Origin of the sequence: Carboxydocella sp. ULO1 (assembly GCF_002049255.1) — a bacterium.
GTDB lineage: Bacteria > Bacillota.
This window is the reverse complement of record NZ_BDLQ01000083.1, coordinates 1-251: the sequence shown is the minus strand read 5'-3', so window position 1 is coordinate 251 and position 251 is coordinate 1. Positions and strand designations below refer to the sequence as shown.

The following is a 251-nucleotide window of genomic DNA, read 5'->3' as shown; positions in this document are numbered from 1 at the left end:
ACCAAGTTCTTCGCTGAAGTATACGTGCTGACCAAAGAAGAAGGTGGCCGTCATACTCCTTTCTTCAACGGTTACCGGCCCCAGTTCTACTTCCGGACCACTGACGTTACCGGTGTAATCAAGCTGCCCGAAGGTGTAGAAATGGTTATGCCTGGTGACAACGTTAAGATCGAAGTAGAACTGATCACCCCCATCGCTATTGAAGAAGGTCTGCGCTTCGCTATCCGCGAAGGTGGCCGGACTGTAGGCGC

At 52.2% G+C, this 251-nt stretch carries 1 pseudogene; it reads left to right on the top strand.

Annotated features, from left to right (window positions below):
- A pseudogene (gene tuf / locus ULO1_RS11160) lies at positions 1-251 on the top strand (elongation factor Tu); the annotation flags it as partial.